This window comes from Phaeobacter inhibens DSM 16374, assembly GCF_000473105.1.
Classification (GTDB): domain Bacteria; phylum Pseudomonadota; class Alphaproteobacteria; order Rhodobacterales; family Rhodobacteraceae; genus Phaeobacter; species Phaeobacter inhibens.
Genome location: NZ_KI421498.1, coordinates 1,881,366 through 1,905,660, shown reverse-complemented (window position 1 = coordinate 1,905,660; position 24,295 = coordinate 1,881,366). Strand labels below are relative to the sequence as shown.

Sequence of the window (24,295 nt, the reverse complement as noted above, 5' to 3'; positions counted from 1 at the left end):
CGCGGGCGCATCAGGAGATACGAAAAAGGCCGGAGCGGATGCTCCGGCCTTTGCTGTTTTTGGAGTGGCTTGGCAGCGACTGATCACTCCCAGCAGCTGACCAGTACGGTCATGCCGCTGGCCTGACGGGTGAGGGCGCCGACGGGCAGGGCTGTTGCCCCGGCGCTGGCGTCTTTGGGGGTCACTCCTGCGCTGCTGAGAGCGCTGCGCAGGCTCTCGGCATTGGCGGCGAAGCTGACGCCTTCGGGCAGCTGGGTGGCGCTTTTACTCTGGCTCAGCAACATGCCCTGAACGGCGCCATCAGTGGTCAGCACCGGACCGCCTGCATCGCCGGGCTGGCTGGTCAGTTGCAGGCGCGAGACACCTGCGTTGCCGGTCAGGTCTTTCACATCCTGCAAGCTGCCCCAGCTGAGGCTGGGGGCACCCAAAACACCCTCATAGGAAAAACCGGACACGGCGATATCGGACTGGAGGCGGGCAGAGGCGCTGGCGAGATTGGCAACGGCCATCGGCGCGAGGGGCTCAACCGGGCGCAACACGGCAATCCCGGCGGCGCTGTCATTGAAGGCAACCTCGGCCTGATATTCGTGATCCAGCGTAACCCGGGCGCAGCCAGCAACCACGTCGGAGGTGGTGACGACGCTGCCTTTGGCATCGACATAGAAGCCCGAGCGCGAAAGCCGCGGTTTACGCACGTCGAGACCGGAGACCAGATCGACATTCTGCGGCGCATCCGCGCCGGCAGCCGGGTCAAGCACGCCATCGATACGCTCAAAGCTGGTTTGCATTTCCGCCAGCACACGGGCGCGGCGGTCATCGTCGCCCATGGGCCAGACCAGTGTGAAGCCTTTGATTTCCCCGTTGGCAAGCCGGGCTTCGGTGTAGGAGACAATGCCATTGCCGCGCCCTTCAAGGGTGAAGCTGTTGCCACTGCGCTGGCGCGGGCCTTCGAGCGGCACGATCTTCAGCGTCTGCATGATGTCATAAAGACCATAGAGCGTGCGTTTGTCGCCGGGCTGGCTGATCAGGAGCACCTGCGCGCCGAGGTCGCCGCTGCTCTTGAACAGGGCGAACGGCGATTCATAGCGGTCAAAGGTGACCTCACCGGCGGGGATTTTCAGCGCGATCCCGGCCTTTGTGTCAGTAAGCGGCGCCATACCCACCGAAATCAGCGGAGCGTTGTATTCATCCATCAGCGCCTGGCGCTGGGCAGTGGTCAGCACACCGGTAGGGGCGTAGCCGCGGGCCGACTGCCAGTCCGACATGGAGCCGCGGGTGCCACGACCAAAGGCCCCGTCGATGGTGGAGGTATAGAACCCGGCCGCCTTCAGCGCGGTCTGAAGATCTTTGCGTTCCTCGCGGGTGAGGCGGGATTCGCTGCGGCGTGCCTCTGCCGGGGTTTCATCGGGCAGGGTGGTTTGCACGGGTTCTGCCGGCGCTTCGGTCACCACTGCGGGGTCGATGGGTTCCAGAACCGGGCTTTCGACGGTTGGCTGCGGTTCGGTATTTGCGCTGGCCGCTGTCGGGTAAAACTGATTGCCGAGGTTGCGGCCAAAGGCGATGAAACTGTCGCGCGGGATCTGACGTTCTGAGCGATAGACCTGCAGCACCCGATCCGCGTCGGTGCGCGCATAGGGGCCAAGTACGATACCGTACCAGCCACCGCCGAGTGCGAAACCGGAGACATCGGGCAGACGTGCCGCAAACTCCTGTGCCTCGGCCTGAGCTTCGCGCAATGAGGCGCGCGCGGCGACCTGGATCCAGACAGTGTCCTGCGAGGATTGCTGGGCATGAGCAACGCCCGAAAAGGCGGATGCCAACGTCATCAGGGCAAGCGCCAGCGTAGCTATCAAAGTCTTCATCAAATGGCCTCTATCCGGGTGATCTGTTGTTGGCGCGCACATAACCACTTTCGCGAGGTGAAGGGAACTCCTGTTCGCAGGGGGAAAACCACGCGCTTGATGCCAGATCCGGGCTTTGACGTCGGCTTGGCGGGTGTCTGACGGGGGAAGTGGGCCTGTGGGCGCGCTTCGAGGCGGTTGGACGGACCTGTGCCGCGATGCGCCGTTGACCCTAGGCCGGGGCTTGCATAGGAAGAACCCCGGATTTGCTGCCCCCATAGGGAAGAAACATGACCGACACCAAAGGCGCCCCGCGCTCATTCCAAGAGATTATTCTGAGGCTCCAGAATTACTGGGCCGCCAAGGGCTGTGCGGTGATGCAGCCGTATGACATGGAAGTCGGCGCCGGCACCTTCCACCCCGCGACCACGCTGCGCTCGCTGGGGTCCAAGGCCTGGGCCGCGGCCTATGTGCAGCCCTCGCGCCGTCCGACCGATGGCCGCTATGGCGAAAACCCCAACCGGTTGCAGCACTACTACCAGTATCAGGTGTTGATCAAACCCTCGCCGCCGAACCTGCAGGAGCTGTATCTCGGCTCGCTGGAGGCAATCGGCGTCGATATGGACATGCACGACATCCGTTTTGTCGAGGACGATTGGGAAAGCCCGACGCTTGGCGCCTGGGGGCTGGGCTGGGAGGTCTGGTGCGACGGGATGGAAGTCAGCCAGTTCACCTATTTCCAGCAGGTCGGCGGCCACGATTGTCACCCGGTATCGGGCGAGCTGACCTATGGTCTGGAACGTCTGGCGATGTATATTCTGGGCGTTGATCACGTGATGGACATGCCGTTCAACGACCCGGACGCGCTGATCCCGCTGAGCTATGGCGATGTGTTCAAACAGACCGAAGAAGAATACGCCCGCTGGAACTTTGACGTGGCCAATACCGAGGTTCTGCTGCGTCATTTCGAGGAGGCCGAGGCCGAATGCGCTGCCATTCTGGCGCAGGAGCATATCGACCCTAAGACCGGCAAACGCATCATCATGGCGCATCCCGCGTATGACCAATGCATCAAGGCCAGCCATGTGTTCAACCTGCTTGATGCGCGCGGCGTGATTTCGGTGACCGAGCGACAGGCCTATATCGGTCGTGTGAGGGCGCTGGCCAAGCAATGTGCCGATGCCTTTGTGCAGACCGAAGCCGGCGGCCACGCAGCGTAAGCTGCGCCGCGCTTTCAGTAGGAGTCCACGGATATGGGCAAGTTCCTTTCGCTGATCCTGATCCTCTCCGGTCTCCTGGCCGGGGCGGCGATGTATTACCTTCAGGTCTATGGTTTTTACGAGGACGTCGAGCTGCAGTCGGGCCGCGATGTCCTGTTGATGCCGCTTGGGGACGGCGAGCCGTTGCCGATCCGTTACAGCGGGTTCGAGGCGATCGACGCGGAGAGTTCTCCCATTCGCTATCGCGCCTGTTTCGCAACCGATCTAAAGCCCGAAGAGCTGGCGCAATTGTTTGTGCTGTCGGATCAAAAGGAGCCGCGCAATGCGCCGGGCTGGTTTGACTGTTTTGATGCCGAAGCGATTGGTCAGGCTCTGGCAGAGGGCCGCGCTGAAAGCTTCCTGTCGGTCAAGAATATCTCCTACGGCGTAGACCGGATCGTGGCGGTGACCGACACCGGGCGCGGCTATGTCTGGCACGAGCTGAATGATTGCGGCCAGAAAGCCTATGACGGCACGGTCGTGGGTGAGGAATGCCCACCCCGACCCGAGGCTGGCGAAGATAACTGAGATAAATAGGAAAGACTGCGTGGCGGACGTGTGCGGTCTTTTCTGACACGACGGTTCTGTCAGCCCGCATATGCTGATGCCCACCAGACGACCCGCTGTGAAAGGCTGATCCTCACCCGATATGGATGCGCAGATCAACATACCGGACTTTATCTCGCTGACGTTGGGATTTGCTGTTTACCTGCTTGGGGCGCGGCTTAATGAACGTGTCCCTGTCTTGCGCCGGTTCAATATTCCCGAACCCGTCAGCGGCGGGCTATTGGCGGCTGTGGTCGTGATGATCATCTATAGTGTCGGTGGTTGGGCTATTACGTTTGAAATGGCGACGCGTGACTATCTGTTGGTGCTGTTCTTTGCGGGCATTGGTTTGAATGCCCGATTGGCGGATCTGGTGGCCGGTGGTCGCCCGCTGGTGCTGCTGTTGATCCTGACCTTTCTTGCGATCCTGGCGCAGAATGTGATTGGCGCAGCTGGAGCGTTGTTGTTTGGCTACCCGCTACAGGTCTCGGTGCTGTTCGGGTCCGCCGCGCTGATTGGCGGCCATGGTACTGCGATTGCCTGGGCACCGGATGTGGCGGCGCAAACCGGTTTGACTGGCGCAGCAGAACTGGGCGTAGCGGTGGCCACGCTGGGGCTGGTGCTGGCGGCCTTGGTTGGCGGGCCGGTTGCGCGGTTCCTGATCAACCGTCACGGGCTGACCCCGGCGCGCCCGGATGAGGAGCCGACCGTAGGTCTGGCCCATGATTCCGAAGATGTTCCTACGATTGATCATCTGTCCCTGATGCGGGTGATGCTGCATCTGAACATTGCCATTATCATCGGCTACTTCTCCTCCTTTGCGCTGGACGCCGCCGGGCTGAAGCTGCCGCTGTTTGTGCCCTGCCTGATCGCGGGCATCGTGCTGGCCAATCTGCGCACGGTTCTGATGCCGAATGCCGCCCCGGTGGCGCGCGCGCCTGCGCTGGCGCTGATATCCGAGTTCTCACTCGGTGCCTTCCTTGCCATGTCGCTGATGAGCCTGCAGTTGTGGACACTCTCCAGCCTGGGCCTGGCCATTGCCGTCATTATGCTGGCTCAGACCGTGTTCACTGTCGCCTTCGTCCTGTTTGTGCTGTTTCCGCTCTTGGGGCGGGGCTATCGCGCCGCTGTGCTGGCCGCCGGTTTTGGCGGCTTTGCGCTGGGCGCTACCCCAACGGCCATTGCCAATATGACGGCTGTGACCAAACGCTATGGCCCGTCGCCTATTGCTTTTGTTGTGCTCCCCCTTGTATCCGCCTTCTTTGTTGATATCGCCAATGCCATCGTCATCCAGGCGATTGTGAATTTCTGAGGACACCCGATGCCCGATCTGCTGATTGAACTCTTTTCCGAAGAAATCCCGGCCCGTATGCAAGCGCGTGCGGCTGAGGATCTGAAAAAGCGTATTACCGATGGTCTGGTTGAGGCAGGTCTGACCTATGCGGGCGCGCATGCGCTGTCGACGCCGCGTCGTCTGACGCTGGCCATGGAAGGGCTGCTGGAGCATTCCCCAACCGTGCGCGAAGAACGCAAGGGGCCGAAAGTGGGGGCGCCGGACAAGGCGATCGAAGGCTTCCTGCGCGGGGCGGGCCTGACCCGTGACCAGCTGGAAGAGCGCGAAACACCTAAGGGCGCGGTCTATTTCGCACTGATCGAAAAGCCGGGCCGCCCAGCGGCAGAGATCATTGCCGAGGTGCTGGAAGACACCATCCGGAACTTCCCCTGGTCAAAGTCCATGCGCTGGGGCACCGGCAGTTTGCGCTGGGTGCGTCCTTTGCAGTCAATCGTCTGTCTCCTGTCAAAGGAAGACGGTGCTGAGGTTGTGCCGCTGAATATCGACGGCATTGCCTCGGGCAACACCACGTACGGCCATCGTTTCATGGCGCCGGATCAGATCACCGTCACTGGGTTCGACGATTATGCCGCCAAGCTGAAGCGCGCCCATGTGGTGCTGGACCCGGCCGAGCGGGAAGCGGCAATCCGGCAGGAGGCCACCAATCAGGCCTTTGCCAGCGGGCTGGAGGTGGTTGAGGACAAGGGTCTTCTGGCCGAGGTCGCTGGACTGGTGGAATGGCCGGTGGTGCTGATGGGCGCCATTGACGATGAATTCCTGGCGCTGCCACCGGAGGTTTTGCAGACCTCGATGAAGGAACATCAGAAGTTCTTCTCGGTGCGCAATCCCAAGACCGGGCGGATTGAGAAATTCATCACCGTCGCCAACCGCGAGACCGCCGACAATGGTGCGACCATTCTGGCGGGCAACCAAAAAGTTCTGTCGGCACGGCTGGCGGACGCGAAGTTCTTCTGGGAGAATGATCTGCGCACGGTGACCGAGCAGGGGTTTGAGCCCTGGGTGGCGAAGCTAGGCAATGTGACCTTCCACAACAAGCTGGGCACGCAGGCGGCGCGGATTGACCGCATTGCCGCGCTGGCCCGCGAGATTGCGCCGGTTGTCGGCGCCGATGCCGATCTGGCAGAGCAGGCCGCACGGGTTGCCAAGGCCGACCTCAGTTCTGAAATGGTCTATGAATTCCCCGAGTTGCAGGGCCTTATGGGGCGCTACTACGCGGAGGCGGCTGGCCTGCCGCAGGACGTTGCCAATGCCTGCGAAGCGCATTATTCGCCGCTTGGCCCGTCGGATGACGTGCCGACAGAGCCGGTGTCAGTTGCCGTGGCGCTGGCGGACAAGCTGGACACGCTGACTGGGTTCTGGGCGATTGATGAAAAACCCACCGGTTCCAAAGATCCCTTCGCCCTGCGCCGCGCTGCGCTGGGGGTGATCCGCCTGGTGCTGGAGAATGATGTGCGGATGCGGCTGGACGGGGCAATTGATGCCCATTTGCTGCGCCATGAAATGGCCCAGAACGGTGGTGACCCGGTTGCCACCGGGTTGATGCAGGACATGCTAAACGAGATCGCCGATCACGGTGTCTTTGGTTCTGCTGTGCGAACGGTGCTGGATGCCTTCGACGGGGATCTGCCCAAACATATCGAGCGGCTGAAGAAGCAGCTGCCGGATGTGTCGTCTGATCTTCTGTCCTTCTTCCACGACCGCCTCAAGGTCTTCCTGCGTGATCAGGGCATCCGTCATGACGTGATCGACGCCTGCATCGCGATGGAGGGCAACGATGACCTCACGCTGCTGGTCAAACGCGCCCGTGCGCTGGAGGACTTTATGGCGTCTGACGACGGCCCCAACCTGTTGCAGGGCTTCAAACGCGCCAACAACATTCTGGCGCAGGCCGAGGAGAAGGATGGCGTCGAGTATTCCTATGGGGCGGACAAGAAATTCGCCGAGGATGACAGCGAGATTGCCCTGTTCGACGCGCTGGCGCAGAGCGAGGGGGCGATTTCTTCGGCCATCGAGGCCGAAGATTTCGCGGCTGCCATGGGCAGCATGGCTGCATTGCGCGCCCCCGTGGATGCGTTTTTCGAGGCGGTTCAGGTCAATTCCGACAATGAAGTGGTGCGCCGCAACCGTCTGAACCTGCTGAGCCAGATCCGCAAAGTCTGCGGTCAGGTCGCCGATCTGACCCGGATCGAGGGCTGATCTCCCCCATGGGGCGCGACTTAGCCGCGCGGTCCGTGACAGCAAGACATCTGGAAACCGGGGCGATCTCAGGGTCGTCCCGGTTTTCTCCTTTTGGGCCACGTGCTTTTCCTTGCGGGAATGGGCGACAGGGCTATGCTGCATAGCAAAGGAAAGGTGCCGCAGTGCAGAAATATGATCAAGACATGGGAGGCCCCACCCACGATGAGACGCCGGATTCCGTGCTGATCACGCCGGTGGCGCCGATTGCCAACCACACCCATGGTGGACGGGCGAAATGTCTGCAGCGTTTGGTGCGACTGGATCTGCCGGTGCCGCGCACCGTGGCGTTGTCGTTTCGGGCGGTGCATGGGATCGCGCAGGGCGAGATGCCCGATATGGCTTCTATTGTTGAGGCGTTTCCGGCTGATGCGCTGCTCTGTGTGCGGCCTTCGTCACAGGACCCGGATTGGGGCGGTCCTGGTGCGATCCTGAACATCGGCATGAATGACGCGCGCTACGTTGACCTGTGCGACAGTCTGGGGCGAGATGGGGCAGCGGCGCTCTATCTGCGGTTTGTGCAGTCTTATGCGGTGCATGTGGCGCGGCTGGATCCGGATGTGTTTGACGATGTCGAAGACGGTGGCCCGGATGCGCTGAGCGAGGTTCTGCACGCCTATGAAGCCGAGACCGACGAGCCGTTTCCGCAGGACCCGGCGGAACAGTTGGCGGCGGTTCTGCGTTCGATGGCGCGGGCTTGGGAAGGCACCTCGGCCCGGCTGTTGCGGCAGGGCCAAGGGCGCGCCTGCGGATGCGGGGCTGGGACTGGTGGTACAGGAAATGGTGCCCGGTTTTGGTCAGGGCGAATGCGGTTCGGGCGTGTTGCAGCTGGTCAATACCAAGACCGGGCAACCGCAGATCACCGGACGGTACCTGAGCCAGAGTCAAGGACGCGATGCGCTGGGTGCGGGGGCAGAGGCGCTGTATCTGGAGCGGGATCCACGCGGGGCCGTCGCTGGAAGACTCCGCGCCGGAAGCCTTTGCCGATCTGAAATCCCATGCCCGGCTGATGCGCCAACGTCTGCGCGAAGAGATGCAGGTGGAATTTGTAATCGTCAGCGGGGCGGTGCATATCCTTGACGGGGTGCGCGTCACCCGATCGGCGCAGGCTGCCGTGCGGATTGCGGTGGCTCTGGCCGAGGATGGTATCATCCCGCGTGAGGAAGCGATCATGCGGGTGGATGCCCATATCCTGACCGAGCTGCTGCATCGGCAGGTGGCCCCGGATGCGACCCGCGATGTGATTGGGCGGGGCATTGCGGCCAGTCCCGGTGCGGCCACCGGGCGATTGGTGTTTACGGCGGCGGAGGCGCAGGCCAGTGCGGCGCGGGGTGAGCCGTGTATTCTGGTGCGGCGTGAAACTTCGCCCGAGGATGTGCGTGGCATGCATGCTGCGGTTGGGGTGCTGACAGAACGGGGTGGCATCACGAGCCATGCGGCGGTGATCGGTCGTGGGCTGGGCCTGCCCTGTATCGTCGGGGCGTCCAATCTGAAATTTCACAGCAAACGCAAGCAGTTGATTGCGACGGATGGGCGTGTGTTCACGCGTGGCGACACAATTACGATTGATGGCAGCAGCGGCGAAGTTCTGGCCGGACAGCCGGAGATGCTGGAGGCGGCTGAAGACGGCGCCTTCCAGACATTGTTGACCTGGGCCGATGAGGTGCGTGACATCGGCATCCGCGCCAATGCGGATACGCCGGAAGATGCCGAAACCGCGCGCAAGTTCAATGCGCAAGGGATCGGCCTTTGCCGCACCGAGCATATGTTCTTTGATCCCGGCCGGTTGACGGTGATGCGGGAGATGATCTTTGCCGAGACCTCGGAGGGTCGTGCGGCGGTACTGGCGCGGTTGTTGCCGATGCAGCGGGAGGATTTCTTTGCGCTGTTTCGCATCATGGAAGGGTTGCCGGTCTGTATCCGGTTGTTTGACCCGCCGCTGCATGAATTCCTGCCGACCTCCAAATCGGGGCAGCGTGAGTTGTCTGAGGCGCTGGGTATCCCGGTGAGTGATGTGACCCGGCGGGTTGAAGAGATGGAGGAATACAACCCCATGCTCGGCCTGCGCGGCGTACGGCTGGGGGTCACGGTGCCGGAAATCTACGACATGCAGGCGCGCGCGATTTTTGAGGCCACTCTGGATGCCTCCAAGGAGGGCGATCCGGTGGTGCCGGAGATCATGATCCCGCTGGTGTCTGCCAAGCGTGAGGTGGAGCTGGTCAAGGCGCGCATTGATGCCGTCGCTCTGGCGGTGAAGGCCGAACGCGGTGAGGATTTCACCTATCGTCTGGGCGTTATGGTGGAGACGCCACGGGCGGCGCTGCGGGCCGGTGAGATATCACCGCATACGGCGTTTTTGAGCTTTGGAACCAATGATCTGACACAGATGACCTATGGCCTGTCGCGCGACGACGCCGGGCGGTTCATGTCAGCCTATGTCAATCAGGGGGTCTTTCCCGAGGATCCGTTCCACGTGTTGGACACCGATGGTGTGGGCGAGCTGTTGAAACTGGGGGTGCAACGGGGACGGGCGGAAAACCCGGATATCACCCTGTCGATCTGTGGCGAGCACGGCGGCAACCCCGAATCGATTGCGTTTTGTCGCGAAGCAGGGTTCGATTACGTCTCCTGTTCCCCGTTCCGGGTGCCTGTCGCTCGGCTTGCTGCGGCGCAGTTGGCGATTTCCAGCCAAACCGGAAAATCTCCACCCGAATCCTTAAAATCCTAAGAAAAACAAGGGACTTTCCCAAGGGGGAGATATGCGGGCGGATTGACGCCGACCCAGCGGGCTGAGGGGTGCGCTGTCCCGTCGCTGGACGTTTGGAGGGATTTCCACTAGGAGGTGCGATCGCGTGACGTTGGGATGGCCGTGCGCGACCTTTCTAGTGGGGATACCCTGATGAAGATTCTGACAGTAGCTGCCGTGTTTGCTGCCGCCTTGGCAGCGGCCAAAGATGTATATGCGGATTCCGGTTTGGACGCGTTGTTCAAGCGTGAGCAATCCACCCTGAACGCCGTACCGACCGGGCGTTTGAACAATTTTTTCAACTTCAACCGCTCTGGCAAGAAGGCCAAGCCGACCGAAGTTAAATTTACCAAGGCCTGGCTGGACACTGTTCCCGTCGCCAAAGGTGGCGACAATTTCGCCTGTCTTGCCGAGGCGCTGTATTTCGAGGCGCGCGGTGAGACCGTGAAGGGCCAGTTCGCCGTTGCCGAGGTGATCATGAACCGCGTGAAATCCTCGCAGTTCCCCGATAGCCTTTGCGGCGTGATCAACCAGGGGACCGGGCGCAAGTATCAGTGCCAGTTCACCTACACCTGCGATGGCCACAAGGAAGTGATCCGCGAAAAAACCGCCTTTGAGCGGGTCTCAAAAGTGGCGCGTCTGGTGATGGACGGGGCAACCACCGGGATTACGGATGGCGCCACCTACTATCACACCACGGCGGTACGCCCGCGCTGGAGCAAAAGCTTCACCAAGACCGCTCGGATCGGCGTGCATCTGTTCTACCGTGATGATCGGTTCCGGACTGCCCTCAACAACTAAGACGTGTTTCACTGTAGAGCTGCCGGGGTGGAATCCTCGGCGGCGCCGCTTTCGGCCACTGGTATGGCGCATGAAGGCCTGTTATGCGGGCGCCGCATGTTTATGCTGGAACCTCACCGCCAGATAGCCAGTCAGGGGCCCGATCGTTATGTCGTCAGAAATTCGTCTCGCATTTGCGCACCCCTCGGAACGGTCTGAGGCCACTGCGTCTCGTGGGCCACTGGACCGGATTTCCCTGCGTGATCATACCGTAGAAGTCGAGATCGGTGCGTTTCAGGCGGAGCGCGGCACGACCCAGCGGATCTGCTTTAACGTGGTTGTGGAAATTGCACCGCTGCCTGCGGATCTGGACGACGATGTTGACCGCATTCTGTCTTATGACCGTGTGACTGAGGCGATTGCGCATGAGTTGTCGGAGGAGCGGCTGAACCTGCTGGAAACCCTGGCGGAGCGGGTCGCGGAGCGGATCCTTCTGGAACCGCAGGCGGTGCGCGCCTTTGTGCGGATCGAAAAGCTGGACCGCGGCCCCGGTGCGCTCGGCGTCGAGATTGTGCGCGCGCGCGATCAGGTTGCCAGCGAGGTGGACAGCGAAGAACGCCCGCACCCACGGCTGATGTATCTGTCCAATAGCGCCATCGACAGCGACGGTCTGACCGGCTGGATTGACCAGATGGAATGCCGCCAGCGTCCGCTGATCCTCTGTGTAGGCGCGCATGAGCTGGCAACACCGCAAACGGGTCATAAATGGACCCAGCGGCGGATTGATCTGTTGGCCATTGAACAGAACGCCTGGCGGCTGGCCGCAAAGGATGACCGCTGCGTTGTTGTTTCCACGCGGACGGAGCTGGACTGGGGCATGAAAAACGGGCAGATTTGCGTCTGGGCGCCGTCAAAAATCGTTTTGGATGCCGTAGATGGCCCCTCAGCGGCGCCCTCCGATGCGGTGGCGCTGGCTGCGTGGTTCGCTGCCACATTTGAGGCTGGCGAAATGATCGTGATTGGCGCTGCACTGCCTGATAATCCAGGGGTGCCACTGCGCGCTGTGGATGTGGAGCAGACCCAACTGTGAGTTATTACCGGCCGCTGGTTCAGCACGGGGAAAACCGCCCCGAGGGAGCGTTGTCGCTGATCAGTGGCGCTCTTTGGTTTACTCAAGTCGAAGTTCTGGACCGCGGTGCGCCGCCACGGCTGATGCCTGCAGGGCTGCTGCCCGAAGATGTCCGGCACCGGCTGACCGCGCGCCGCGCGACGATCGCTGGGCTGGATATGACCCAGCCGCAGATCATGGGCATTCTGAATGTGACGCCTGACAGTTTTTCCGATGGTGGTCAGCACGATGAGGTTGGCACGGCCTGCGCGATTGCGCTGCAGATGGTGGCTGATGGTGCCAGTATTATCGATGTTGGCGGCGAATCCACCCGCCCCGGTGCTGTTCTGGTCCCTGAGGAGGAGGAGATTCGTCGCACCGCGCCGGTGATCGCCGCGATCCGAGCCAAGTCGCAGGTTCCGATTTCCATCGACACCCGCAAGGCCGTGGTGCTGGCAGAGGCGCTGGAAGCTGGTGCAAGCCTCACCAATGATGTGTCCGGCTTTACCTTTGACCCGGCGCTGGCCCCGTTGACGGCCCAGGCCGGGGTACCTGCCTGTATCATGCATGCGCAGGGCGATCCCGCGACGATGCAGGACAGTCCGACCTATGACAATGTGTTGCTCGACGTCTATGACTTTCTCAAAGCGCAGATTGACCGGCTGGAGGATATCGGTGTCGTGCGCGAACAGATCGTGATTGATCCCGGTATCGGCTTCGGCAAGACGCTGGAGCACAATCTGATCCTGTTGCGTAGTCTCAGCCTGTTTCACGGCCTTGGCTGTCCGATCCTGCTGGGCGTGTCCCGCAAGGGGTTCATTGGCAAGCTGGGGCATGAGCCGGATGCCGCCGCCCGCGCGCCGGGCTCTATTGCGGTAGGGCTTGCAGCCCTGGCCCAAGGCGTGCAATTCCTGCGGGTGCATGATGTTGCTGAGACGGTGCAGGCGGTTCGCCTGTGGCAGGCCGTCCGATAAGACCCCGACCGAAAGGGCTGATATGCGCAAATTCTTTGGCACTGATGGCGTGCGCGGCACCGCCAATATTCACCCTATGACTGCGGACATGGCGCTGCGCATCGGCGCCGCCGTGGGGCGGTATTTTCGTCGTGATGCCTCTGGTGTGCATCGTGTTGTGATTGGCAAGGATACGCGCCTGTCGGGCTACATGTTCGAAAGCGCGCTGACGGCGGGTTTGGCTTCTACCGGTATGAATGTGCTGTTGCTTGGCCCGGTGCCGACGCCGGCTGTCGGCCTGATGACACGGTCGATGCGGGCTGATCTGGGCGTGATGATCTCTGCCAGCCACAATCCGGCGGCGGATAATGGGATCAAATTTTTTGGCCCCGACGGGTTCAAACTGTCCGACACAGTCGAGATGGAGTTGGAAGCGCTGATCGAAGCGGGTGTTGAGCCTGCGCAAGCGCAGAATATTGGCCGCGCCAAACGGATCGACGATGCCCGGTTCCGTTATGGCGAGCGTGTCAAAAGCTCGTTGCCCCGCGATATCCGTCTGGATGGGCTGAAAGTTGTGATCGATTGCGCCAATGGTGCCGCGCACAGGGCCGCACCGGAGATCCTGTGGGAGCTGGGGGCGGAGGTGATCCCGGTGGGGGTTTCGCCGGATGGCACCAATATCAACCGCGATTGCGGATCGACCCATCCGGGCACGGCGGCGGAGACCGTTGTCGCTCATGGCGCCCATGTCGGGATCTGTCTGGACGGTGATGCGGACCGGGTGATCATTATTGATGAAACGGGCAAGGTGGCCGACGGCGATCAGTTGATGGCACTGCTGGCAACTCGCTGGGCTGAGGACGGGGTACTGGCGGGGAATGCGCTGGTATCAACCGTCATGTCGAACCTTGGGTTGGAGCGTCATCTTGCGGCGCGCGGCATTGCCCTTGAACGCACGGCTGTCGGCGACCGCTATGTGGTGGAGCGGATGCGTGAGGGCGGGTTCAACCTTGGCGGTGAGCAATCCGGCCATATCGTGATGACGGATTATGCCACCACCGGTGACGGGTTGATGGCCGGGCTGCATTTCCTGGCGGAGATGGTGCGCGCCGACAAACCGGCCTCTCAGCTCGCGCAGCAATTTGCTCCTGTGCCACAGCTGTTGAAAAACGTACGCTTTGCTGCCGGGCAGACTCCACTGGAAAGCGATCAGGTTCAGACGGCGATCAGGGTGGCAGAGGAAACGCTGGCCGGACAGGGCCGTCTTTTGATTCGCAAATCAGGCACTGAACCGCTGGTTAGGGTCATGGCAGAGTGTGAAGACGCCAAGGTGCTGACGGCAGCGGTGGACAGCGTGGTCGCTGCGGTTGAGGCGGCTGTCGCCGAATAAAGCTGTCTTGGGATTGCGACGAGACTGGCTGGAATTGCCCGCTGCTGATGTGTCAGCTGGCGGGCACTTTTTATCCTATGGACTATTTTTTGGTGCGCCCAAACAGCCGTGTCAGGGCGCCAAACTGGCTGATGCAAAGGCCGCTGAGGATCAGCAGTAGCGCCATTAGCATCGCAGGCGGCAGATCCTCGCCCAGAAAAAATGCGCCCAACACGACGGCCCAAACCGGCACCTGATAATTCGTCAGTGTCATGAAGGTGGGACCGGCCTCACGGACCACGATAACGCGCAAGAGGTTTGCGGCGGCAGTCGGGATCAGGCCCAGGACTGCAGCAATGCAGAGGGTTTGAGTGTCAGGGATCACCGGCGGCCCCTCTGCCAGCCAGGCGACGGGGATGATGAGCGCGGACCCGATGAGCAGGAGGATGGCCGCCAGCCCCAACGGATCCACGGGCGGCAGGCGGCGCGTCAGGATGGAGCTGACCGAGTAGCAGGCGGCAGCGGCAAGACAGGCGGCGCGACCATAGCCTTCAAGCGCCGCGCCACTGCTTTCAAATGCTTTGCTGCCGAGCAGGACTGCAACCCCGCCGAAGCCGATGGCAAATCCGATCACCCGGCGCAGGCTCATTTGCTCTCCTGGGATGAAAACATGCGCCAGCGGCAGTACCATCAGCGGGATGGCGGCCATGCTGACGCCGGTAAATCCGGAGGAAACATGCTGCTGCCCCCACGAGATCAGCATGAAGGGCAGGGCGGTGCTGAGGATGCCGATCAGGGTCAGCGACGGCCAGTTTGTCTGATCTTTGAAAAGCTTGAACCCGCGCGCGCCCCAGATTGCACTGAGCAGAAGTGCTGCAAACCCGATGCGGCTGGCCGCCAGCCAGAACGGGGTGGTGCCCTCTAGCGCAAGCTTGATCAGCAGGAATGTCCCGCCCCAGACAAAGCCGAGGATGGCGATCATCAGCCAGTAGCGCGGTGCGATATTGGGCATAGGGTCCTCCGCCGGTTCACCGCGCGACAAAACCCCGCCAGGCGCGTTGGGTCAATGACAATTGCTTTGTTATCTATCGAACAGTTTTCATGGGCAGGCCGTGCGCGGGCGTCGGCGGCGGCTGAGAAGCAATCCGCCGAGGATCAGCGCCAGTGCAGCAAAGAGCTGCGGCGGCAGGGTTTCGCCAAGCAGGGCGGCACCGAAGATCACCGACCAGACGGGCACCTGATAGTTCACGGTGGACAGGAACGCCGGACCTGCGCTGCGGGCGACCTGAACCAGCAGCACCTGAGCGAGGGCTGTGGGCAGCAAGCCGAGGTAGATCACGGCGGCAAGCGGCTGGATGGCAGGCAGGTTCGGCATGCCTTCGGCCCAGAGCGCGGCGGGCGTCATCATGGCGGCACCGCAGAGGAGCGCCGCGGCAGAGAGGGACAGCATGTTCACCTTCGGGCAAAGCCGGGTAATGATTGAACCGATGGCATAGCACAGCGCTGCGCCAAGGCAGGCGAGCCGGGCGAGGGATTCGAAATCCGTACCCGCAGAGCGGAAGGCGTCCAGCCCGATCAGTACGACCACGCCGGCAAAGCCAATGAGAAAGCTGATAGTGCGGCGCAGGGTCATATGCTCGCCGGGCACCAGAAGATGCGCCAGCGGCAGAACAAACAGCGGCACCACCGCCATGCAAACCCCGGCAAAGCCGCTGGCCACATAGGTCTGCCCCCAGCTGAGCAAGGTGAACGGCAGAGCGTTGCTGAAGAACCCCATGCCAAAAGCGCAGGCCCAGATAATCCGTCCATCATGTGTGCGCAGCGTAGGCAGTTGAATTCCCATGACCCTGATCACAGCAAGCAGGCACAGCGCGCCGATCAGAATTCTGAGCGCGGCGATGGTCATCGGTGGGAAGCCCCTGAGTGCCAGCGACACCGCCATGAAGGAGGCGCCCCAGATCACACCGAGGAACAAAAGCTTGGCCCAATTGGCGCCACTTGGAGAATCTGACATGGGAAAGCCTCAATCGGTTCAAATAAAAAGGGCGCCCCAATGCGGAGCGCCCTGCAGAGGAAAAAGCTGCGGAAGGATCCGCGGGCGCCTTAGTTCTTCTCTTTGTCGACCATCTTGCCAGCCGAGATCCAAGGCATCATGTCGCGCAGCTTGCCGCCGACCACTTCGATCTGGTGTTCGTCGTTGGCACGACGCGAGGCTTTGATTGTGGGCTGGCCCACAGCGTTTTCCAGCATGAAGTCGCGCACGAATTTGCCTTGCTGGATGTCTGTCAGGACGTCCTTCATGGCTTTCTTGGTCTGCTCGTAGGGCAGGATGCGCGGGCCGGTGACGTACTGGCCGTATTCTGCGGTGTTGGAGATCGAGTAATCCATGTTGGCGATGCCGCCTTCGTAGATCAGGTCAACGATCAGCTTGGTTTCGTGCAGGCACTCGAAATAGGCCATTTCAGGCGCGTAGCCTGCTTCGACCAAGGTCTCAAAACCGCAACGGATCAGCTCAACGATGCCGCCGCACAGAACGGCCTGTTCGCCGAAGAGGTCGGTTTCACATTCTTCGCGGAAGTTGGTCTCGATGATGCCGGAGCGGCCGCCACCGATGGCGGAGCAGTAGGAGAGGCCGATTTCCAGCGCTTTGCCGGTGGCGTCGGTGTCAACAGCCACGAGGCAGGGCACGCCGCCGCCTTTGGTGTATTCGCCGCGCACGGTGTGGCCGGGGCCTTTGGGGGCCATCATGATGACGTCAACGCCTTCTTTCGGCTCAATCAGGCCAAAGTGCACGTTCAGGCCGTGGGCAAATGCGATGGCTGCACCGGGCTTGATGTTGTCATGGACGTATTTCTTGTAGGTTTCGGCCTGCAGTTCGTCGGGCATGGTGAACATGATCACGTCACACCAGGCTGCGGCTTCGGCGATACCCATGACCTGAAGGCCTTCGCCTTCGGCTTTCTTGGCGGAGGCAGAGCCTTCGCGCAGCGCAACAACAAGGTTCTTGGCACCGGAATCGCGCAGGTTCAGCGCGTGGGCGTGACCCTGGGAGCCGTAGCCCAGGATGGCCACTTTCTTGTCCTTGATCAGGTTAACGTCGCAGTCGCGGTCATAGTATACACGCATGATAACATTCCTCTTGTTCGTGTTTGAAGGCATCATAGGGGGTGCTAGCAGGCAAAGTAGTCCTAATGGGGATGAAAATCGTATCGATTATGCAATGGCTATTCTTCATACGAGGCTATATCGTATATTTCATGCTTGATGACCTTGACCGACGCATACTTCGCCACCTGCAGGCGGATCCGGAACAATCGCTGCCTGATCTGGGGGACCGCCTTGGCCTGACTGCGTCGCGGCTGTCGCGGCGACTGGAGAAGCTGCGCGAGGGAGGCGTGATCCTTGGTCAGCGGGCGGTGATCGACTGGCGGGCCTTGGGCTATGAAGTAGAGGTCTCCCTGCGCATCACGCTGGACAAGACCAATCCGCGGGCCTTTGATGAGTTTATTCCCGCCGCACGCGAGATCCCTGAGGTGCTGGAGATCCAGACCTTTCTGGGGCAGGTGGATGTGCGGCTTTCGGTGATTGCGCGGGACATGCCGCATTATCAGCAGATCTACCGTGCGGCGATCCTGACCTTGCCGCATATCACCGATATCGAGGCGCTGATGCATGTGGCGCGGATCAAATCGAACGAGGCGCTGCCGATATGATCCAGTTAGACGAGATTGATCATGCGTTCTTGCGCGCTCTCAGCCGGGATGCCACGCAAACGGCGGGGGCTTTGGGGCGCGCGCTGGGCCTTAGTCAGCCGGCGGCGTGGCGCCGCATTCGCCGGTTGCAGGAGGCAGGTATTATCACCGGGCGCAAACTTGATCTGGATGCAGGCAAACTGGGCTTTGGTGTGACTGTTTTTCTGGGCATCAAGCTGGCCACCAAGGGGCGGGTCAGCCTGGAAGATTTCGAACGCGCAGTGTCTGCTATCCCCGAGGTGCAAACGGTCGAGCATATTCTGGGCATGTATGATTACCGCCTGCGAGTCACCGCTCGGGATATTGCCGATTTCGAGCGGGTGCTGCGGCGACGGGTGATGACGCTGCCCGGCGTGGGCAGTGTTGATGCAAATGTGCTGTTGAGCGAGGAACGCAGGCCGGGCCCGCTGGGGTGATCTACACCTTGCGGCGCAGTGAGATATTGCTGGATTTGCCAAGCCCATATCGGAGCGTGATCCCAATCACTGCCAGACTGATTGCCAGCCATAGACCACCCCAAACTACGGTCGTACCGCCGATGTCCTCGGCCATCATACGGGCATCTGAGCGCAGGTAAGAGCGCGCGATCGTATCGTCCCAGATGTCGAGGGGCGCATAGATCATGCTGCTGATGCCGATAATCCGCAGGGTCATGTCATTGGCGGCAAGGCTGAGATAGCGGGCGGTGGCCAACATCATTGCGCCTGTCACCAAGGTGAAACCGAATGCGAAGAGGTCACGGATATAGAGGGCTGCAACAAACAGCGTCAACGCCCCAAACAGGGCCAGAATCCTACGGTCCCAATCGGTGCGCAGAGCGATGACAAACAACGCAGCCCCAATGAACAGCGAACCGGTATACCCGGCTGACAGCGTCAGAAAGCGGTTGCCGCCCCGCGACGTCACGCTGCCACCTTCATAGGGGTCTATGGTGAGGTTGAGCACCTCACCGCCGGTGGCCAGTGTGACAATGGCATGAGACGTTTCGTGCAGGAAGACGGTCAGGATACGCAGTGGCAGAACTGCTGGCGTGGACCAGAGCAGCACGATCATCAGCGTCAGGCAGATCAGCTGCCAATGTCCTGTGATGACACGCCGTAGAAATGGCATCTTATTTGACACCCAGCCCCATCTGCATCAGCGTTTTGCGTACCGGCGCCATGGAGTAGAGCGCATTGAGCCCAAAAGCGCGCAGGTCGCGCAGCGGACGCGGGGTCAGCATGGAGGTCCGGTTCAAGAGATCGATCCCCTTCACCCGCATCATAATCTCGCTGTGGCGGGCCTTATGATAGCTTTCTAACATGGCGGCATCACCTAGCCCCTCGGGGCGGGCCTGCGCCAAATCCAGCAGAACGCGCAGATCACCCAGAGACATGTTCAGTCCCTGCGCCCCAATAGGCGGCACGACATGGGCTGCTTCGGCCATCAGTGCAAGGCGCTCAGCGCTCATGCGGGCGGCTGATTGGCTGATGATGGGCCAGATGCTGCGGCGGGAGGCAAGATGCAGCTGTCCCAGAACGCCACAGCTGCGGCGGTTCATTTCAGTCTCGAAAGCGTCCACATCCATGCGCTGCAGCGCTTGCGCTCGTGGGCCGCGCTCCATCCAGACAATGGCGGAAGAGGGCTGGCCGTTGTGATCCGGCAGCGGGACCAGTGTGAACGGCCCGCCAGAGCGGTGGATCTCGGTTGAGACATTCTGATGTGGCAGCGCGTGTGTGACGGCAAACGCCAGCGCTTTTTGCCCGTAGCGGGTTGTTCGTACGGGGATGCCCGCCGCGCGTCGCATGGGGCTGTCACGTCCATCGCAGGCCAGGACCAGCCTCGCGGTGACGCAGGTGCCGTCACTCAGGGTGACCTGTGCGGCATTTGTGCGTGTGAACAGGCCGCTGGTACCAAGGCCGGGACGGAAATCCACAGTTGCGAGGTCATCAAGGCGCGCCAGAAGTTCCCGGCGCAGTAGCCAGTTGGGCAGGTTCCAGCCAAAAGGCTGATCAGAAATGTCGGCAGATTTGAAATCCTTGGTGACGCGGGCCACAGGCTCAGCGCCGCCTGCATCAATGATCCGCATGATGTCCAGCGGGGCGGCGTGGCTGTCAAGCCGGGTCCATATCCCGGCCTCTTGCAGCAGTGCCTTGGCCGGTTGAAGAATTGCGGTGGTGCGCAGATCGGCCCCGGCATCATCGCGCAGCGTCACTGGTGGCGTCGGGTCGACGCAGATCACCTTGAACCCGGCAGCGCCCAGTGTCGCCGCGGCGGTCAACCCTGCGATGCCGCCGCCGGAAATCAGAATGTCGCAACTGTCAGCCATGAACCCGCCTTTCGTCTCTACGTCTGAGATAGGCCGGTGCTGGTCAGAATGACAAGCGACATACTGTCCTTTTTGATGGTGCCGTTGACTGCGGTTGCCGACGCCTAACCGCGCGTGATGCTCACCAGGATCACGAACATGACGGCTGTTTTGGCCACCGCAGGCAGGAATAGTGCAGGCAGACCCCAGATGGCGACGGCAAGTCCCCAGAGCAGCACATAGAGCAGAATGGCCAGCAGAGCCTTCGTCGCATTGGCCTGATTGCGGGTTTCAGGCGGCCTCACAGGTGATGGTGCGGTGGCCGAGGGCGCTGTCGGGTGCTGGGTGTGGTCAAAAGTCATGTCATTCATTGGGCGGCATCCTTGGTCTGGGCAATCTGCGCGGATCACAGCAGCAAGAAGCTACGGGCGCGCGTCAAAGATGCCAGCCATATATACCTTCACGACCCCAACAAAAGGCCGGTGCGGCGGCGCGCCACAGGGGTGCGACAGGATGCGCAACTAGAGGTCGTGATAGCCCGCTTGCCCTCAGAGCAATCCGAGGAACCGGGTTAAATCGTCTGTATGGTGATGAATATGCGCGCCGGCTGTAGCCTCGGGCGCGACATGGACGGTCCGCATGCCCAGATCATGCGGGGCCTGGAGGTTGCGTGGATCATCCTCAAACATCGCGGCCTTCGCTGTATCGATGTCGGCCTTGGCAAAGACGATGTCAAAGGCCTGGCGCTCCGGTTTGGGGCGATAGTTCGCGTGCTCAACGCCGTAGATTTCGTCAAAGCACCCCTCAAGCCCTCGCGCGGCCAGCACCTGCTCGGCATACGGCGCGGTGCCATTGGTATAAATGATCCGTTTGCCGGGCAGGGTTCTGATCCGTTCGGCCAGCAGGATGTCCGGTTCCAGCTGATCGAAGTTGATATCGTGGACCTCGAGCAAGAAGGGATCTGGATCCAGATCATGGTGTGCCATCAGCCCGGCAAGGGTGGTGCCATGCTCGCGCCAGTAGTCATCGCGCAGCTTGTTGGCCATCTTCTGGTCAACGCCAAGGGCAGCCATGACATAATCCGTCATCTTGACCTCAATCTGGTCAAACAGCCGGGCGGACGGGTGATAGAGGGTGTTGTCGAGGTCGAACACCCAGTGGCGGACGTGAGAGAAAGATTGCGATACCATGGCGTGGGACCTAGGCCGCGACCTGTGCAATTGCAAGCATTGCCGGCGGACTAGATGTGGTCGAAACGCGCTCTTTGGCAGGAATAAGCAGCCGGATCTTAACCGCTTGGCCGGGCCGGGGTTGATTGCACGGCGGCGAGGCCTGTAGACATCGGTGAGCAACAATCCAAGGATCGACATGAGCCTCACTCGCAGCACCAGCCAGACCGACGCTTATGCGCTGATCCTTGAAGCCATTGATGTCGGGGTCTACCGCCCCGGTGATCGTCTGGTCGAAAGCGACCTTGCTGAACGGTTTGGCGTGTCGCGCACCCCGATCCGCGAGGCCTTGCAGCGGCTGGAGACGCAGTCCTTGCTGGAACGTGATGGCCGGTCGCTGATTGTTGCCTCGCTGGACCACAACCAGATGGCGGAGCTGTATGTGGTGCGGCGTGAGTTGGAAGGGCTGGCCGCCAGCCTTGCCGCACGCCACGCCACCGAAGAGGAAATTCGGGTGTTGCAGGAGATGGTTACCTCGGATGATGCCTTTGTCGACACTCCGACGGAGCTGGCCAAGGCGAACCGTCGTTTCCATGAGCAGATCCATCTTGCCTCCCACAACCGTTATCTGGTGCAGCAGCTGAATCTTGTGCATCGCACCATGGCACTGATGGCAACCACGTCACTGGCCGCAGAGGGCCGGGGGCGGATTGCGCAGGCGGAACATAAGAACATTGTGAATGCCATTGAGCGACGCGACGAGGAGGCGGCGGGAAGGGCGCTGAAGGATCATATCTCGGTGGCCTTCATGACCCGGCTGAAACAGGACGCTGGGGATCGCAGCAAGGGATAGGGCACCCGCTGCCCTCACCCTATGTTCGGGGAAGCGGTGTTTTCGGTTGTTTCTGCGACTGTCCATGCGCGGTCTTGTCCCAAAAAAACGGTTTGAAGATCAGCTCATAGAGCGCCTTGTAGACGGCGATCACGCCCATCGGGAAATACAGGATCATGCTGGGTGTCCAGAGCGCCAGCCAGCGCCGTCCGCTGGCGAAAGCAGCGGTGATCCCGATCGTGATGCCAAGCAATTCGAAAAATACCAGAACCGCAGCAGCCAGATAGGGCGCCCCGGCGGGCAGCAGCGGTGTGCTGGGATGGTCGAACCCGAGGGTGATCAGCCAGAAGGTCCAGAGGCAGGGTGCCAGCAAGAACTGACCGACCGTTCCAAGGAAGAAAGCCTGTAAGCCAAGAAATTGCCGCCAGCCCAGTTGCTGGGCCAGCACAATGGGGCGGCGCATATGGACCAGATAGGTGACCATGAAGCCCTTCAGCCAGCGTGATCGTTGCTTGACCCACGCCCACGGGCGGCAGTTTGCCTCCTCATAGGTGGTGGTGGGCAGCATCTCCGTGCGGTAGCCAAGACGGCAGAGACGGACGCCGAGATCGGCATCCTCGGTCACGTTATGAGCGTCCCAGCCGCCCAGTTGCTCAAGAACGTCGCGGCGGATGAAGAGTGTGGTGCCGCCCAGTGGTACCACCAACCCGAGGCGCGCAATGCCCGGCAGCACGATGCGGAACCAGCTGGCGTATTCAAGCGTGAAGCAGCGCGAAATCCAGTTCTGGCCGGGGTTGTAGTAGTCCAGCGCGCCCTGCAGGCAAGCCAGATCATTGTCCCCTAGCGCAAAGGCGCTTGCGACCTGCTCCAGCTGGTCGGGCTCCGGTGCGTCCTCGGCATCCCATACGCCGATAATCTCACCCCGGCAGTAGTTCAGCGCGTAGTTCATGGCCCGCGGTTTGGTGGTGAGGCCGCCGTGGGCGGGTACCTCGATTACCCGGAACCACTCAGGCAGATCAGCGCAGCGGATGGCATTGCGGGTAACCTCGTCATCCTCTTCCAGCACCAGAAGAACCTCTAGCAGACTGCGCGGGTAGGTGAGTTTGCACAGCCGCCTCAACAGGGCGCGGCCAATCTCCGCTTCCTTGTACAAGGGCACCAGAACGGAGATCCGCGGCAAGCGTCGCTGTGTTGTCGGCACGCCCAGCACCTGATCGGAGCGGAGCGGGGTTATGGGCTGTGGTCGGGCCCTTTGATGCAGACGTTGCCTGCGTCGATCCTGAAGATGGGACAAAAAACCTGCGCATTTCAGCAGCACGAACAGCAGCAGTGTCAAAAGGGCAAGGCCGCAGAGCAAGGTGAAAACCACCCTCGGCATGATGGTGACAAGTGCAAGGGTCGCCAGACCGATGATGAGTGGCAGACCGAGCCAGTTCGGCTGGCCCAGGGTACGGCAGCTGTAGGTCAGCGGCACACAGGCGCTGGCATGGCGGGCGAGATCGTCACGAAAATGCGCGGTCAGCAGCTCGGTGATCTGGGCCTCACTGGCGATGACCGGTCGGATATCGCCAAAACTCTCCGCAAGGTCGCGTTGCAGCTCTGCAAGACCGGCCGGATGCGCAATCGCCACCACAAGTGTCTGCCCCAGTTGCATATATGGCAGCGCACAGCGACGCAGCCAGAACCGGGCGGGTTTGCGCGCGAGCAGACGCGCCTGAGGGCGATGGCCACCCAGATCAACCCGTTGCATTCCATGCTCGGACGACAGCGCATCCAGAACCTGCTCCTGACTGGCCCATCCTTCGGAAACAAGGATGTGATCAATCGGAACACGCTGATGCTGGCGTAGAACCAGCGCCCGCATCAGGTGATCTTTGCTGACGGCGTGATGTTCAACCAGACGCCGTTCAAACGACGTTTGGCGCTCTCGCCTGATCAGAGGGCGCGCGGCGTCAATCAGTCTTAGGTTGTGTTCGGCCATGACTGAACAGTTTATGCGGTCTTGGATTCGGGCAAGAGATTTTTCCCGGGGCTATTGTCCAGACCCCTGTTATCCATGGCGAA

20 protein-coding genes and 1 pseudogene are annotated in these 24,295 nt (G+C 61.3%); 12 read left to right on the top strand and 9 right to left on the bottom strand.

From position 1 onward, the window contains the following. Window positions 1-83: 83 nt before the first annotated feature. A complete protein-coding gene (locus INHI_RS0112915; RefSeq protein WP_027247911.1) occupies window positions 84-1,862 on the bottom strand; it encodes a serine protease in 1,779 nt (592 codons plus the stop codon). A 269-nt stretch (window positions 1,863-2,131) separates the two neighbouring features. Between INHI_RS0112915 and INHI_RS0112910 the strand changes: the two genes are divergently transcribed. The 9 genes and pseudogenes from INHI_RS0112910 to glmM all read left to right on the top strand — a co-directional run bounded on the left by INHI_RS0112910 (window position 2,132) and on the right by glmM (window position 14,212). After that, window positions 2,132-3,061, top strand: a complete 930-nt coding sequence (locus INHI_RS0112910) for a glycine--tRNA ligase subunit alpha (protein WP_014873743.1) — start codon at window positions 2,132-2,134, stop codon at window positions 3,059-3,061. A 33-nt stretch (window positions 3,062-3,094) separates the two neighbouring features. Beyond that, window positions 3,095-3,628, top strand: coding sequence for a DUF6446 family protein (locus INHI_RS0112905; protein WP_027247910.1), 534 nt, complete (start codon window positions 3,095-3,097; stop codon window positions 3,626-3,628). Window positions 3,629-3,749: 121 nt separating this feature from the next. Then, entirely contained in the window at window positions 3,750-4,958 is a 1,209-nt protein-coding gene (gene gltS, locus INHI_RS0112900; RefSeq protein WP_027247909.1) for a sodium/glutamate symporter, read from the top strand. 9 nt (window positions 4,959-4,967) lie between these two features. After that, on the top strand, window positions 4,968-7,196 hold the full coding sequence (gene glyS, locus INHI_RS0112895) for a glycine--tRNA ligase subunit beta (protein WP_027247908.1): 2,229 nt from the start codon (window positions 4,968-4,970) through the stop codon (window positions 7,194-7,196). A gap of 185 nt (window positions 7,197-7,381) precedes the next feature. Continuing rightward, window positions 7,382-9,963, top strand: a pseudogene (locus tag INHI_RS20545) (pyruvate, phosphate dikinase). 135 nt (window positions 9,964-10,098) lie between these two features. Beyond that, window positions 10,099-10,782 (top strand): cell wall hydrolase, encoded by a 684-nt coding sequence (locus tag INHI_RS0112885; RefSeq protein WP_014873748.1) that lies wholly within the window; start codon window positions 10,099-10,101, stop codon window positions 10,780-10,782. A gap of 148 nt (window positions 10,783-10,930) precedes the next feature. Beyond that, window positions 10,931-11,851, top strand: coding sequence for a dihydroneopterin aldolase (locus INHI_RS0112880; protein WP_027247907.1), 921 nt, complete (start codon window positions 10,931-10,933; stop codon window positions 11,849-11,851). Next, entirely contained in the window at window positions 11,848-12,843 is a 996-nt protein-coding gene (folP, locus tag INHI_RS0112875; protein ID WP_027247906.1) for a dihydropteroate synthase, read from the top strand. The genes INHI_RS0112880 and folP overlap by 4 nt, the downstream gene beginning before the upstream one ends. Before the next feature lie 22 nt (window positions 12,844-12,865). Continuing rightward, window positions 12,866-14,212 (top strand): phosphoglucosamine mutase, encoded by a 1,347-nt coding sequence (gene glmM / locus INHI_RS0112870; RefSeq protein WP_027247905.1) that lies wholly within the window; start codon window positions 12,866-12,868, stop codon window positions 14,210-14,212. 82 nt (window positions 14,213-14,294) lie between these two features. Here the strand turns inward: glmM and INHI_RS0112865 are convergent, their stop codons facing one another. From INHI_RS0112865 to ilvC, 3 genes are all read right to left on the bottom strand, one after another. Beyond that, window positions 14,295-15,203, bottom strand: a complete 909-nt coding sequence (locus INHI_RS0112865) for a DMT family transporter (protein WP_027247904.1) — start codon at window positions 15,201-15,203, stop codon at window positions 14,295-14,297. An 87-nt stretch (window positions 15,204-15,290) separates the two neighbouring features. After that, window positions 15,291-16,205, bottom strand: coding sequence for a DMT family transporter (locus INHI_RS0112860; protein WP_027247903.1), 915 nt, complete (start codon window positions 16,203-16,205; stop codon window positions 15,291-15,293). 89 nt (window positions 16,206-16,294) lie between these two features. Next, window positions 16,295-17,317, bottom strand: coding sequence for a ketol-acid reductoisomerase (gene ilvC / locus INHI_RS0112855; RefSeq protein ID WP_014873754.1), 1,023 nt, complete (start codon window positions 17,315-17,317; stop codon window positions 16,295-16,297). A 131-nt stretch (window positions 17,318-17,448) separates the two neighbouring features. On the opposite strand from ilvC, the gene INHI_RS0112850 reads away from it, so the two are divergent. Both INHI_RS0112850 and INHI_RS0112845 read left to right on the top strand, forming a co-directional pair. Further along, window positions 17,449-17,904: an Lrp/AsnC family transcriptional regulator gene (locus INHI_RS0112850; RefSeq protein ID WP_014879291.1), complete on the top strand. Its 456-nt coding sequence runs from the start codon at window positions 17,449-17,451 to the stop codon at window positions 17,902-17,904. Further along, window positions 17,901-18,359, top strand: a complete 459-nt coding sequence (locus INHI_RS0112845; protein WP_014879292.1) for an Lrp/AsnC family transcriptional regulator — start codon at window positions 17,901-17,903, stop codon at window positions 18,357-18,359. The genes INHI_RS0112850 and INHI_RS0112845 overlap by 4 nt, the downstream gene beginning before the upstream one ends. A 1-nt stretch (window position 18,360) precedes the next feature. On the opposite strand, the gene INHI_RS0112840 is transcribed toward INHI_RS0112845, so the two are convergent. From INHI_RS0112840 to INHI_RS0112825, 4 genes are all read right to left on the bottom strand, one after another. Then, window positions 18,361-19,053 carry a M50 family metallopeptidase gene (locus INHI_RS0112840; RefSeq protein ID WP_014879293.1) on the bottom strand — a complete coding sequence of 231 codons (693 nt, stop codon included), beginning with the start codon at window positions 19,051-19,053 and terminating at the stop codon, window positions 18,361-18,363. Between the two features lies 1 nt (window position 19,054). Beyond that, window positions 19,055-20,251 carry a UbiH/UbiF family hydroxylase gene (locus tag INHI_RS0112835; protein WP_027247902.1) on the bottom strand — a complete coding sequence of 399 codons (1,197 nt, stop codon included), beginning with the start codon at window positions 20,249-20,251 and terminating at the stop codon, window positions 19,055-19,057. Between the two features lie 104 nt (window positions 20,252-20,355). Next, entirely contained in the window at window positions 20,356-20,601 is a 246-nt protein-coding gene (locus tag INHI_RS0112830) for a hypothetical protein (protein WP_014873759.1), read from the bottom strand. Between the two features lie 177 nt (window positions 20,602-20,778). After that, window positions 20,779-21,420 carry a pyrimidine 5'-nucleotidase gene (locus INHI_RS0112825; protein ID WP_014873760.1) on the bottom strand — a complete coding sequence of 214 codons (642 nt, stop codon included), beginning with the start codon at window positions 21,418-21,420 and terminating at the stop codon, window positions 20,779-20,781. 178 nt (window positions 21,421-21,598) lie between these two features. Here INHI_RS0112825 and INHI_RS0112820 point away from each other — a divergent pair, with 178 nt between their 5' ends. Further along, window positions 21,599-22,252 (top strand): GntR family transcriptional regulator, encoded by a 654-nt coding sequence (locus INHI_RS0112820; RefSeq protein ID WP_014873761.1) that lies wholly within the window; start codon window positions 21,599-21,601, stop codon window positions 22,250-22,252. 19 nt (window positions 22,253-22,271) lie between these two features. Here the strand turns inward: INHI_RS0112820 and INHI_RS0112815 are convergent, their stop codons facing one another. Further along, window positions 22,272-24,095: a glycosyltransferase gene (locus INHI_RS0112815; RefSeq protein ID WP_036767322.1), complete on the bottom strand. Its 1,824-nt coding sequence runs from the start codon at window positions 24,093-24,095 to the stop codon at window positions 22,272-22,274. Between the last annotated feature and the right edge of the window lie 200 nt (window positions 24,096-24,295).